Source organism: Schumannella sp. 10F1B-5-1 (assembly GCF_006517535.1).
In the GTDB taxonomy this organism is placed as follows: Bacteria; Actinomycetota; Actinomycetes; order Actinomycetales; family Microbacteriaceae; genus Schumannella.
Genome location: NZ_VHQH01000034.1, coordinates 203,046 through 215,661, shown reverse-complemented (window position 1 = coordinate 215,661; position 12,616 = coordinate 203,046). Strand labels below are relative to the sequence as shown.

Sequence of the window (12,616 nt, the reverse complement as noted above, 5' to 3'; positions counted from 1 at the left end):
TCACCTCCGACATGCGGTAGACCCGAGCGGCACACCGCTCTCGGGGTATCCCTCAGCCGGCGCTCGCGACGAACACCAGACCCGAGCCGCGCATCGTCGCGACCGGTTCCTCGGCCAGGTAGACGGCGCCGCCGTGGGCGACCGCCGCATCCCCCACCGTGCCCGAGCCCTGCGCCCACAGCGCGATCGCCGGGCGGCCGTCGAGCTCGAGGTCGACGCCCTCGGCGAGCGCCGCGTCGTCGAGCACGGTGAGCACGAAGTCGGGCACGTCGGGCCGGAACACCCGCACGCCCGGGCGCGGGCTCTCGGACGCCAGGTAGGGCACCGGCAGCGGCCGGAAGTCGAGCACGGTCAGCAGCTCGGGCACGTCCACGTGCTTGGGTGTGAGGCCGCCGCGCAGCACGTTGTCGCTCGCCGCCATCAGCTCGATGCCGAGGCCGTCGAGGTAGGCGTGGATGTTGCCGGCCGGCAGGTAGAGCACCTCGCCCCGGTGCAGCTCGACCGTGTGCAGCAGCAGCGAGATGACGATGCCGGGGTCGCCGGGGTAGGCGCCGGCGAGCAGGCGGACGGTGTCCCAGCTGAGGCCGGTCGCCGACTCGGCGGCCGAGGCCGCGACGACGGCGGCGATGAGGGCATCCACGCCCTCGCCGCGGGTGATCAGCCACTCGAAGACGGGTCGCAGCTGCGCGTCGTCGTCGAGCCGCGCGAACAGGTCGGCGATCGCGGCGTCGCCGACGGCGCTGCCGAGCACGGTGCGGGTCTCGGCGGTCGAGCGGAAGCCGCACAGGGCGCGGAACGACGCGCTCAGCGCGTAGATCAGCTCGGGCTTGTGGAAAGCGTCCTTGTAGTTGCGAGTCGGGTCGTCGATCGCGACGCCGGCGCGCTCCTCGGCCGCGAAGCCGGCCTCCGCCTGCGCGGGCGTCGGGTGCGCCTGCAGCGACAGCGGCGACGCGGCGGCGAGCACCTTGAGCAGGAACGGCAGGCGCCCGTCGACCACGTCGAGCAGCGTGCCCGAGCCGTCGGCGATCCGCGCCGGCGATCCGGGATGCGCGCCCAGCCACAGCTCGGCCTCCGGTCCGCCGCTCGGAGTCGTGCCGAGCAGCTCGGCGATCGCCGTGGTCGAGCCCCAGGCGTAGTCGCGGGGGGTGTTGGTGATGGGCACGAGCATGCGGCGAGTCTCCTGGCGGATGTCCACACAGCATCCGGGCGGCGGCTGTGGCGACCTACAAGACCGCGGGATCGGCGTGCGCCGCGGTTGGTTCAAACTACCAACCCGGTCGAACCCCGCAGGTGCCCGGCGTAGCCTGCCCGGGCACCCCGGAAGAACCCCGGCATCGCCCCGGGACGATCGGACCGATGGAGACACCGATGACCCTCACCTCCGAGCCCGCCGCCGCCGCGAGCGAGGCGACCGCGTTCAGCACCCTGCGCAGCGACTTCTACGGCTTCGAGGACCTGCTGCCCGAGCACGAGAAGACCGCGCTCGCCGGACTGCGCTCCTACCTCGAGGCCGAGGTCAAGCCGGTCGTCAACGGCGCGTGGGAGAAGGCGGAGTTCCCGCGCGAGATCCTGCCGGGCCTGCACCGCCAGCCGGTGTTCGGCATGCAGTGGGCCGAGACCAGCTCGTTCGAGAACTCGGCCGTCTACCGCGGCTGGGTCGCGCTCGAGCTGGCGCGGGTGGATGCGAGCGTCGCCACCTACGTCGGCGTGCAGAACGGGCTCGCGATGGGCGCGATCGGCGTCGCCGGCTCGCCCGAGCAGCGCGCCGAGTGGCTGCCGAAGCTCGCCTCGGGCGAGCTGATCGGCGCCTTCGGACTGACCGAGCCGCTCTCGGGCAGCGACAGCGCCCAGGGCCTGCGCACGGTCGCCCGCCGCGACGGCGACGACTGGATCCTCGACGGCGCGAAGCGCTGGATCGGCAACGCGACCTTCAGCGATGTGACCGTCATCTGGGCGCGCAAGGCCGACGACGGCCAGGTCACCGGCTTCATCGTGCCGAACGACACCCCCGGCTTCACGACGGCCAAGATCGAGAACAAGCAGAGCCTGCGCATCGTGCAGAACGCCGACATCGTGCTCGAGGGCGTGCGGGTGCCCGAGCGGCTGCGGCTGCAGAACGCGAACACGTTCCGCGACACGGCCGCCGTGCTGCGCCTCACCCGCGCCGAGGTCGCCTGGGCCGCCGTCGGCAACTCGATCGGCGCCTACGAGGCCGCTCTGCGCTACGCGACCGAGCGGCAGCAGTTCGGCAAGCCGATCGCCGCGCACCAGCTCGTGCAGGACCTGCTGGCCAAGAGCATCGGCAACATCACCGCCTCCATCGCGATGGTCACCCGCGTCTCGCAGATGCTCGACCACGGCACCCAGCGCGACGAGCACGCCGCCCTGGCGAAGGCCTTCGCCACGAGCCGGATGCGCGAGACGGTCGCCTGGGCCCGTGAGGCCATGGGCGGCAACGGCATCGTGCTCGACTACGACGTGGCCCGCCACTTCGCCGACGCCGAGGCGCTTTACAGCTACGAGGGAACGCGCGAGATGAACACGCTGATCGTGGGCAAGGCGATCACAGGGCAGAGCGCCTTCGTCTGATCCACGGCTCCCGCCCCTCCGTCCGCATCGGCGGCGGCCCCGCGCCCTCACGGAGCGCGGAGCCGCCGCCGATACGCTTTCCCGCATGACGCTGTCGAGCCGCTACCACCGCGCCCTCGCCGCGTCCGCCTTCTTCACCGGCCTCGCCGGCGACGTCTTCCGCTACGCGATCGGCTGGGCGGGCTGGGGCGTCGTGGTCGGGCTGATCGTCGCCCTCTGCGTCGTCGAGCTGGTGCGCCACCGGATGCGCCTCGATCCGGTGCCCGTCATGCTCGTGCTGTTCCTGGGGGTGTGCGCCGCGTCGACCGCCTGGTCGGCCTATCCGGCACTCACCGGGCTCGCCACGGTCGTCACGGTCGCCGCCGTCGCGGTCGGACTCTTCGTCGCCTCGGCGCTCGACTGGACCGGCGTGATCACGGCCCTCGCCGACGCGGGCCGCGCCATCCTCGCCCTGTCGCTGCTGTTCGAGCTCGTCGTGGCCGTGTTCGTGCGGCAGAAGGTGCTGCCCTTCTTCAGCCTCTGCGATCTGTCGGGCGACATCCCGCGCGCCTGCTACTGGTCGCGCGACCTGCTGTTCCAGGGCGGGCGCATCCAGGGCATCCAGGGCAACAGCAACCTGCTCGCGATCGCGGCGCTGCTGGCCCTCATCGCCTTCGCGGTGCAGCTCGCCGCGGGTCTGGTCGGCCGCACGGTCGGCGTCGTCTGGATCGCCGTCGCCGTGCTGACGCTCGCCCTGACCCGCTCGTCGACCGTCATCGTGGCCGGTCTCGCCGCCGCGGTCGTGCTGGCGGTCGTGCTCGTCATCCGGCGCACCCGCGGCGTCGGCCGCACGATCGCCTACGCCGTTTCGGCCGGCGTCGTCGTGCTCGGCGTCGTCGGCGCGCTCGTGTTCCGCGGCCCGCTGCTCGCCCTGCTCGGCAAGAGCAGCGACCTGACGAACCGCGGCGTCATCTGGTCGAAGGTGATCGAGCTCGCCCAGCAGCGCCCGGTGGGTGGCTGGGGCTGGATCACCTACTGGTTCCCCGGCGTGCACCCGTTCGACTCCGACGCCTTCCTGATCAAGGGCGTGCGCTACTCGCAGGCGCACGACGCCTGGCTCGACCTGTGGCTGCAGGTCGGCATCGTCGGCCTCGTGCTGTTCGCGACGTTCGCGCTCGGACTGCTGATCCGCAGCTGGCTGTCGGCGATCGACACGCGGCGCGGCGACGAGACGGTCGGCGGCGACCCGGCGCTGGTCGGAACCGCCGCCCGAAGCCGACGGGATGCGGCGCTCGCGATCGCTCCCCTGCTCTTCGCGGTCGTCCTCCTGGTGCAGAGCCTGGCCGAGAGCCGCATCCTGATCGAGGGCGAGTTCATGCTGCTCGTCGTCGTCGCGATCGCGACCCGCTCGCGCGATCTGCGCACCTTCCGATGGCTGCGCCGCGGGGAACGCGGACTGTGACGGGCGCCCGGGATCGCGCTGCCGCCCGCGGGCGCGGCGTCCTCGAGCTGATCGCGCACCCGCGCACCAGCCAGGCGCTCGCCGTCGTCATCGCGGCGACCTCGCTCTCGTCGGCGTTCCTGCGCGCGCTGCTCGGCTGGGGCGGCTTCCTGGCCGCGCTCATCGCCATGGCCGCGCTCGCGGGGGTCTCGCTGTGGGCGCAGCGCGACCGCATCGAGTGGCGCGGCGTGCTGCCGATCAGCGTGCTCGCCTTCTTCGCGTGGATGCTCGTGAGCGTGTTCTTCAGCCAGTACGGCTGGATCAGCGCCGGCGCCGCGCTCTATGCGGTGCTGTTCGGCCTGCTCGGCACCTGGCTCGCTCTGGCGCGCGACCTCATCCAGGTCATCCGCGCCTTCGGCGACGCGCTGCGGGCGATCCTCGCCGTCGGTCTCGTGCTCGAGGTGCTGAGCGGCATCATCCTCGATGTTCCGCTGCACCTGATCGGCATCACCGGCTCGATCGCGAACGGCGGGCCGATCCAGGGCATCGCCGGCACCCGCAACTACCTCGGCTACCTCGCCTGTCTGGCGGTGATCACGTTCCTCACCGAGTGGCGCACCCGCTCGGTCGAGCGTCCGCGCGCCCTCTTCTCGCTCGCGCTCGTGGCCGTCACGCTGCTCTTCGCCCGCTCGCCCGTGACCTTCGTCGTGCTCGTCGTCATCGGCGTCGCCGCGGTGGCCGTCTACGCTCTGCGGCGGGTGCCGGCCCGCCGACGGCCGATCGCGCAGTTCGTCGTGGCGGGCATCGTCGTCGCCGGAGCCGTCGCCGCCTGGATGCTGCGGCGCCCGATCATCGACCTGCTCAACGCCGCGAGCGATTTCGACTCCCGCTCGGGGCAGTGGAGCCGCGTGCTGCAGCTGTCGCAGCTGCACCAGCTCGAGGGGTGGGGCTGGGTCGGGATCTGGCGTCCCGAGGTGTTCCCCTACTCATTCCTGTCGCAGGGCGACGACGGCAAGAGCTTCGACTCGGCGCTGAACGCCGCGCTCGATGCCTACTTCCAGCTCGGCATCATCGGCGTCATCCTGCTCGGCGCCGCCTTCGCCCTGGCGATGACGCGGGCGTGGCTGGTCGGCACCGAGAATCCGAACACGACCTACGCCTGGCCGGCGCTCGTGCTCGTGCTGCTCGCCGCCACGAGCCTCGCCGAGAGCTACCTGCTGTTCGAGGGCGGGCTGCTGCTCTTCGTCACCTGCGCGCTCGCCGCCGCGCGCAAGCGATCCTGGCGGCATCGGCTCTCGTCGCCCGTCGGCACCGGCCGCGAAGACGCGCCCCGGGCGGACTGACGGGGCGGCCGACAGCTCGACCCGGTCAGCTCTCGTCGAGGCCGAAGCTTCGCTTCCATTGCTCCACCGACACGATGTCCGGCAGCGCCTCGCGGTAGCGGCGGCTGAGCTCGGGCCACTGCTTCTGGATGCGCCGGCGCAACTTCCATGCCTCGCGCGTGAGCTGGAAGAAGCGCTTGCGGTCACGGCGATACCAGATGTGTCCCGACCCCTCGGCGTTGGTCACGATCACCGAGTCGTAGTGGCCGATGATCCACCAGCGGGCGTCGTTGAACGGAACGGCTGCCTGCGGGCGGGCGGTCGTGCTCTCATCAGCCTGCTTCATCACGTTCCGCCATGTGACGCGCATGAGCCAGCGCACCGTGGCGATACCGCGTGGCGCGTAGACGGGCGCCCAGCGTCCCTCTTCGATCGCCGAGTCGGCGTGCGCCTCCGGCAGCACACCGCGCTCCTTCACGAGGTTCGCATCGGGGAACTGCGACATGAGCTGACGGGTGCGCGGCAGCCGATCGACCATGTCGCCGTGCAGGCTCTCCGGCCCGCCGAGGATGCTCCGGTACGCCTCGATCCGAGCCGCGGCGGCGAAGTACTGCAGCGCGAACACGTGCTTCATATCGATCGCGAGATTAGCCCGGGTGAGACGCCCGCCCCGCGGACGGGGCGAGTGCAGAAGCGCGGCGACCAGACGATTGCGAGCGTGGAAGAACGCCTGCCAGTCGATCGAGTCGTCCTTGTCGACCCAGGAGACGTGCCAGACGGCAGCTCCCGGAAGCGACACGGTAGGAACGCCGTGCGCGGCTGCGCGCAGCCCGTACTCCGCGTCGTCCCATTTGATGAAGACAGGCAGGGAGAGCCCGATCTCACGCACGACCGAGGTGGGGATCAGGCACATCCACCAGCCGTTGTACTGCGAGTCGATCCGGCGGTGCATCCAGCGGGTCTGTCGCAGGTTCGCGCTGCTGAAGTCGTGCCGGGTCGGGGTCGTCGCACCCCAGACGAAGTTCGTCTTGTCGAAGCCCTCGGCGAAGGCATGCAGCTTCGACTTGTCGTACATGTCGAACATGTGACCGCCGACGATCGTGGGAGTGATCGCGTGGTCGGCGAAGCGCACCGCACGGCGCACGCTCTCGGGCTCGATCGCGATGTCGTCGTCGAGCAGCAGCACGTAGTCGGATTCGCCCGCCTCGAGCGCCTCGTACATGCCGCGCGAGAATCCGCCGGAGCCGCCGAGGTTCGCCTGCTCGATCACGCGCAGCTTGCCGGCGAAGGCCGTGTCGACCTCGCTGAACCGCGGCGACGCCATGATGCGGTCGCTGCCCTGGTCGACGACGTTGACGCGATCGATCAGCGCCAGCACCTCGGCGTCGGCGGCGAGCGTGGCCAGCATGTCGAGGCAGTACGAGACCCGGTTGAGCGTCGTGATGGCGAGGCTGACCGAGCCCGCCGGGGCGGGCTCGTCCGCGGGGTCGTACCAACCCGCGTCGACGAGCTCGAAGTCGTCGTCTTCGGCGACGAGATCGAACCAGTACCAGCCGCCGTCGCCGAAGTTGGTGAAGTCGAGCAGGAACTCCGACGCGACCTCGCCGCTGACCGCGGCCGACTCGACGCGCTGGGTGACTCCGCGGGCATTCGATCGCGAGACGAGCACCTGACCGGTGCCGCGGGTGGCGATGCGCAGGCGCACCGACGTCAGGTCGGTCGAGTTGCGCCAGTAGGAGGCGGGGAAGGCGTTGAAGTAGGTGCCGAACGACACGCGCCGGCGGTGGGGCACGACGAAGCCCTTGCGCCCGCGGATGGCGCTGAGCACGCCGAAGTCGGAGAGCCGGATTACGGCGTGGTCGGTGTCCTCGCGCACGAAGCCGCGTTGCTGCTCCTTGTCGTCCCGCGACTCGTAGAGCGGCAGCGAGCTCCAGTAGTCGGCGTCGACATACAGCGGCAGCGAGTCGGGGTCGTGCACGACCGGCAGCACGACCTGCTGCAGCAGTCCGTTCCCGGCGGCGCTCATCCGGCGGCCCCGAAGAGCGGCTTCAGCTTGTTGTCGAACATCGACAGCGCCGACCCGATCGCCATGTGCATGTCGAGGTACTGGTAGGTGCCGAGGCGACCGCCGAACAGCACGCGGTCCTCGCCGTCCTGCAGCTCGCGGTAGGCGAGGAGGCCCTCGCGGTCGCGCGGGGTGTTCACCGGGTAGTAGGGCTCGTCCTCGCGCTGGGCGAAGCGCGAGAACTCGCGCATGATGACCGTCTTGTCGCTGGGGTACCAGTCGCGCTCGGGGTGGAAGTGGCGGAACTCGTGGATGCGCGTGTACGGCACCGTCGCATCCGCGTAGTTCATGACGGGGGTGCCCTGGAAGTCGCCGACCGGCTTGACCTCGGTCTCGAAGTCGAGGGTGCGCCACGAGAGCTCGCCGGCCGAGTAGTCGAAGTAGCGGTCGACGGCGCCGGTGTAGACCACCGGGAGCTGTCCGACGACCGACGCCTTCGAGACCGGCTGGTCGGCGTCGAAGAAGTCGGTGTCGAGGCGCACCTCGATGTTCGAGTGATCGGCCATGCGCTCGAGCCACGCCGTGTAGCCGTCGACCGGGAGGCCCTCGTGGGTGTCGTTGAAGTAGCGGTTGTCGTAGTTGTAGCGCACCGGCAGCCGGCTGATGATCTCGGCCGGCAGCTCCTTCGGGTCGGTCTGCCACTGCTTGGCGGTGTAGTCGCGGATGAACGCCTCGTAGAGCGGGCGGCCGATCAGCGAGATCGCCTTCTCCTCGAGGTTCGAGACCGCGTCCTTGGCGATCTCGGCCGCCTGCGAGGCGATGAGCGCCTTCGCCTCGTCGGGCGTGTGGGCGGCGCGGAAGAACTGGTTGACGGTGCCGAGGTTGATCGGCAGCGGGAACACCTCGCCGCCGTAGTTCGAGTAGACGCGGTGCTGGTACGAGGTGAACTTCGTGAAGCGGTTGACGTACTCCCAGACCCGGTCGTTCGAGGTGTGGAAGAGGTGCGCGCCGTACCGGTGCACCTCGATCCCGGTCTCGGGCTCGGCCTCGCTGTAGGCGTTGCCGCCGATGTGGCTGCGGCGGTCGATGATCAGCACCTTCAGGCCGAGCTCGGTCGCGGCGCGGTTCGCGATGGTGAGGCCGAAGAAGCCGGATCCGACGATGACGAGGTCGCTGTTCACCGAGGAGTGTTCCTAACGTTCGGCGGGCGGAAAACCCCAGAAGACTACCGGATGTCGGGTGGGTGACTCTGCGCAGCGGACGGGCCGCAGCGATGCGAGCAGAGCTCGCTAGCGGTCAGAAGACCCGGGTCACGCCCTCGTCGACGAGCGCGCGCCGGTACAGGCGACGGCGTACCGCCTCGGGCACGAGCCGATACCCACATCGCACGAGGACGTTGCGCGCGAACTGCGCCGGCGAGAGGAAGCCGTCACGACGGAACAGCAGCTGGAGCCGGAGCTCGCTGCGCAGAAGCCTTCCGCCTCCGCGCCGACCGTAGGCGCCTGAGTCGACGCGGTACAGCACGAGAGCCTCAGCCGAGTTGCCGACACGGGCGCCGGCTTGGATCATCCGACCGAAGAGCCAGTAGTCCTCGAGCAAGGGCAGGTCGCGGTATCCGCCCGCGCGCCGCACCGCGTCGACGCGGAAGACGACCGACGGGTGATTGAACGGGGAGAGCAGGCGCGCTCGCGCGACGATCGCCGCTTCGTCGAGAGGAGGCGTGCGCCGCCCCACGATGCGGGTGACGTCGCCGACTTCGACGAACTCGTCGATCGCGGAGCCGACGAGGTCGAGCCCATCGGCGATCATCGGCAGCTGAACAGCGAAGCGCTCCGGCTGAGCGATGTCATCGGCATCCATTCGCGCGACCACCGCATTCGTGACCGCCTCGAGTCCGGCCGTCAGGGCGCGGGCGAGACCGACGTTCTCCGGGAGCTCGACCACGACGCAGGGCACAGGCGACGCAGCGACCCGTGCCCCGAGCTCAGCCTCGAGCTCGTCGGGGATCGGCCCGTCGCGCACGATGACCACCTCGTCAGGCCGGAGGCGCTGACCTTCGACCGAGCTGAGGAACGCCCGGCGAAAGTGCGCAGCGGTGTCGCCTCGATAGAGCGGGAGCAGCAGCGAGAACGCCGGGGTGCCGGTCATCGGCCCTCGGGAGCGACGGCGAGTTCCGGCACGATCGGCATGAGGTCGGCGAGGGAATCGGCGTTGGAGCGCGGGCCGCGGCTCACTCCGTCGCGCACCCCGCGCAGCATTCCGCGGCGCAGCACCGCACGGTCCGACGAGCGGGCGAATGTGCGGATCCACCGGCGCAGGGTCGACGCTCCGTAGAGCAGTGTTTCGACGGGGCCGAGAGTTCGGCCCCGGGTGAACAGCCAGATCTTGTTGCGCACCTCGAAGTAGAAGCGCTCTCCCGGGTCCGCGTCGGTCGAGGCGAGAGCCTTCGTCTTGTGCACCACGACGCTGCCCGGCACGGAGACGCCCGAGGCTCGCCGCAGCAGCCTGGTCGAGAACTCGAAGTCGTCGTTCCAGATGAAATAGTCGGCGATCGGCAGACCGTGGTGACGCAACGCCCGCGTGTCCACCAACTGAGAGACGAAGCTCGCCGAGCGCACAGCGACGAGTCCGGCGTCCTGCGCCTCGCGCCGGCGACGGCCGTCGAGGGGACGCGGGCGCGGCAGGTTCATGGGGTGGTCCGCGCCGTCGGTCCACACCACACGCGACGCGAGGAGAGCGAGGGGGACGCGATGCCGGCGTCGGGCCTCGAGCAGCTCGGCGAGCGCGGTCGGTGTCGGGACGGTGTCGTCGTCCATGAACCACACCAGGTCAGGATCCTCGCGCGCCAGGGCGACGGCGGCGCCGACCGCGAAGCCGCCGGCACCACCGGTGTTCCGAGGTAGGTGCACCAGGTGCGCCTCGGGGGCGGTGCGACGCACGATCTCGATGGTGTCGTCATCGCTCGCGTTGTCGATGACGACGATTCCGCACGGCGCGGTCTGCGCATGCAGGGCGTCGAGCACCTCGACCAACAGCTCGGCCCTGTTGTATGCGACGACGACGGCGACGACGCGCTCGCCCTGATTCTCCGGCACGGAACCCGAGCCTATCCGGCCCGACGGGTCGTCCCTGCGGGAGGGTCGGTGCGCGCTGACGGACCTTCCAGCCCGCATTTGCGAGAATCGTCCCCGTGCCCCGCCCGATCTCCGCCGTTCCGAGGTCGGCGCATGCCGAGTGACGCGCTGGCCCTGCTCGGCGGCTTCGGGCTCACGCTGCTTCCAGGACTGGCGATCACGACGGCTCTGCGGATGCGGATGCTGCCGGCGCTCGCATTCGCCGGTCCGATCAGCATCGGCTTGACGAGCACACTCGGCGTCGTCGCCGCAGCACTCGGGATCCCCTTCGCCTGGTGGCACGCGCCGCTCACCGCCGCCGTCGCCGCGGTGACGTGCGCCACAGCGCGACGAGCGCGCCGGCGACGGGACGAGCGTCTCCGGCGACACGGGCGAGGGGTGTGGCGACGCGACCTCCCGCTGCTCGCGGTCGTGGTCGTCGCAGCGGTCGCGGGAGCCGGTATCGGCGCAGCAGCGATGGGCGGACTTGACCGCATCAGCCAGACGTATGACGGGCTGTTCCACCTGAATGCGGCGGCCTGGATCCTCGACACGGGCGACGCGTCGTCGTTCCACCTCTATCAGATCACCCACCCGGGTGACGGCAACGAGTTTTACCCGGCGGCGTGGCACGCACTGGTCGCCGGCATCGTGCAGCTCAGCGGGTGCGGTATTCCGACCGCGACGAACGTGGCCTGGATCGCCACGAGCTCGGCGATCTGGACTCCCGGCGTCGCCGCCCTCGCCGCCCAGCTCGCGCCAGCCGCACGAGGCCGTCTGGCGGCCGCCGCAGCGGCCGTGCTCAGCGTCGGTGCGACCGGATTCCCGCTGCTCCTGCTCGCGTGGGGGACCCTCTACCCGACAGGACTCGCGTACACGCTTCTTCCGACGGGCCTGATCTTGACGGTGCGGCTCTGCCGCTGGGTCCTCGGCCGCACCCGCCACCGCCTGCCCGTGCGGATCTCGTCGCTCATGCTCGCCGTGTCGTGGCTGCTGGGTGCCGCATTCGCGCATCCCCGCTCGATGTTCAGTCTGCTGGTGATCGCCGTGCCGCTGCTGGTCGTGACAGCGGCCACCGCGGTGAGCAGGCTGTGGACCCACCGGGGCCTGCGACGTCGCATCGTCATCATGCTCGGCTCGGTCGCCGCCCTCGTGGTCGGGGTGGGCACCGTGGGCGTCATCTATGTGTACCGCGCCTTCAATGTCGCGGCACGCCCGATCTCCGATCACCTCAACGGTGGCCCGGCCACGGCGCGCCAGGGACCGCTCCCCGCTCTGCTCCAGGGGGTCGGGCTCGCCCCGCTCGACCCCCGCGTCGACACGGTCGTGCTCGCGCCGGCGATCGGCATCGCAGCGCTCGCCGCCGTCGGGGCCGTGTTCGCCGCGCGCCGACGCGGGCAGCGCTGGCTGCTCGCGGCATGGTTGGTCTCCCTGCTGCTCTGGGTTCTCGCCTCCGGCAGCAACTCCGATCTCGCGAAGGTGCTGACCGGGGTCTGGTACAAGGACAAGTTCCGCCTGTTCCCGCTCATCGCTCTCACCGCGCTCCTGCTCGCCACGCTCACGATCACCGTTTTCGCCGACGCGGTGCTGCGCCGCACCCGCACCCCGGAGCGGCGCCGCACGGTTCTGGTCGCCGTCGTCGTGGCGACCGCGGTGATCGCGACAGCGGGGGCGCAGCTGCCCTCCACGTCGTCCTCCGTGGCGGCGGTGTTCCGGCTGCCCAACTCGACGAAGTCGGGCGCGCTGCTCGATCGCGACGAGTACCGTCTTCTCGCACGACTCGACCGCACGGTTCCGGCCGGCGATATCGTCGTCGGCGACCCGTGGGACGGGTCTGCGCTCTCGTGGGCGATCGGCAGTCGTCGATCGCTCTTCCCGCATCTCGCCGGCGTGTGGTCGCCTGACGCGGTCACGATCGCCCAGCGTCTCGACCAGGCCGCGGTCGACCCGGAGGTTTGCGCCGCCGTCAACCGCCTCGACGCCCATTGGGTCGTCCACGACCCCGAGCTGCTCTGGGGCCAGCCGGCCGAAGCGCAGTTCTGGGCCGGGATCGACCGCGCGGTCGCCACCCCCGGTCTGCTCACTGAAGTGGACGCCGAGGGATCCTCTCGGCTCTACCGGGTCTCTATCTGCGATGCTCCGAACGCCGGCTGAGTAGACTCGGCCC

The 12,616-nt window shown here is 70.7% G+C and carries 9 protein-coding genes; 4 read left to right on the top strand and 5 right to left on the bottom strand.

Features of this window, described 5'->3' with window-relative positions:
- Positions 1 to 52: 52 nt before the first annotated feature.
- Positions 53 to 1,168, bottom strand: coding sequence for a mannose-6-phosphate isomerase, class I (gene manA, locus FJ658_RS05135; protein WP_141144293.1), 1,116 nt, complete (start codon positions 1,166 to 1,168; stop codon positions 53 to 55).
- Positions 1,169 to 1,368: 200 nt separating this feature from the next.
- On the opposite strand from manA, the gene FJ658_RS05130 reads away from it, so the two are divergent.
- The 3 genes from FJ658_RS05130 (at position 1,369) to FJ658_RS05120 (ending at position 5,352) form a co-directional block, all read left to right on the top strand.
- Positions 1,369 to 2,589 (top strand): acyl-CoA dehydrogenase family protein, encoded by a 1,221-nt coding sequence (locus FJ658_RS05130; RefSeq protein ID WP_141144292.1) that lies wholly within the window; start codon positions 1,369 to 1,371, stop codon positions 2,587 to 2,589.
- A gap of 85 nt (positions 2,590 to 2,674) precedes the next feature.
- Positions 2,675 to 4,030: an O-antigen ligase gene (locus FJ658_RS05125; protein ID WP_141144291.1), complete on the top strand. Its 1,356-nt coding sequence runs from the start codon at positions 2,675 to 2,677 to the stop codon at positions 4,028 to 4,030.
- Positions 4,027 to 5,352, top strand: a complete 1,326-nt coding sequence (locus FJ658_RS05120; protein ID WP_141144290.1) for an O-antigen ligase family protein — start codon at positions 4,027 to 4,029, stop codon at positions 5,350 to 5,352. The genes FJ658_RS05125 and FJ658_RS05120 overlap by 4 nt, the downstream gene beginning before the upstream one ends.
- Before the next feature lie 25 nt (positions 5,353 to 5,377).
- On the opposite strand, the gene FJ658_RS05115 is transcribed toward FJ658_RS05120, so the two are convergent.
- The 4 genes from FJ658_RS05115 to FJ658_RS05100 form a co-directional block, all read right to left on the bottom strand.
- Positions 5,378 to 7,357, bottom strand: a complete 1,980-nt coding sequence (locus tag FJ658_RS05115; RefSeq protein WP_141144289.1) for a glycosyltransferase — start codon at positions 7,355 to 7,357, stop codon at positions 5,378 to 5,380.
- Positions 7,354 to 8,517, bottom strand: a complete 1,164-nt coding sequence (gene glf, locus FJ658_RS05110; RefSeq protein WP_141144288.1) for a UDP-galactopyranose mutase — start codon at positions 8,515 to 8,517, stop codon at positions 7,354 to 7,356. Before glf ends, FJ658_RS05115 begins: the two co-directional genes overlap by 4 nt.
- A 115-nt stretch (positions 8,518 to 8,632) precedes the next feature.
- A complete protein-coding gene (locus FJ658_RS05105; protein ID WP_141144287.1) occupies positions 8,633 to 9,484 on the bottom strand; it encodes a glycosyltransferase in 852 nt (283 codons plus the stop codon).
- Complete coding sequence (locus FJ658_RS05100) at positions 9,481 to 10,509, bottom strand: glycosyltransferase (RefSeq protein WP_141144390.1); 1,029 nt, start codon at positions 10,507 to 10,509, stop codon at positions 9,481 to 9,483. Before FJ658_RS05100 ends, FJ658_RS05105 begins: the two co-directional genes overlap by 4 nt.
- Before the next feature lie 54 nt (positions 10,510 to 10,563).
- Here FJ658_RS05100 and FJ658_RS05095 point away from each other — a divergent pair, with 54 nt between their 5' ends.
- Positions 10,564 to 12,603, top strand: coding sequence for a DUF6541 family protein (locus tag FJ658_RS05095; protein WP_370454764.1), 2,040 nt, complete (start codon positions 10,564 to 10,566; stop codon positions 12,601 to 12,603).
- Positions 12,604 to 12,616 lie beyond the last annotated feature (13 nt).